Consider the following 234-nt stretch of genomic DNA (forward strand, 5'->3'; position numbering starts at 1 on the left):
GTCCGCGCCGCGGTTGACGTCTTTTGGGCGCCAGCGGGGCTGTTTGGAAAACCGCTCGATCAGGCTCCAGGGCGCCTCGGTCGACAGGCCGTCCAGGACGGCGGTTTCAAGGGGCGACAGAGACATGGGTCCTCGCTTTGCATATGATGGAACGGTGCCCGCCGGTCACAGTTTCACGCGGGGATCGACGAGCATGTAGGTGATGTCCACGATCATGTTGATCGCGACGATCAT

It is taken from the genome of Roseitalea sp., from assembly GCF_984466335.1.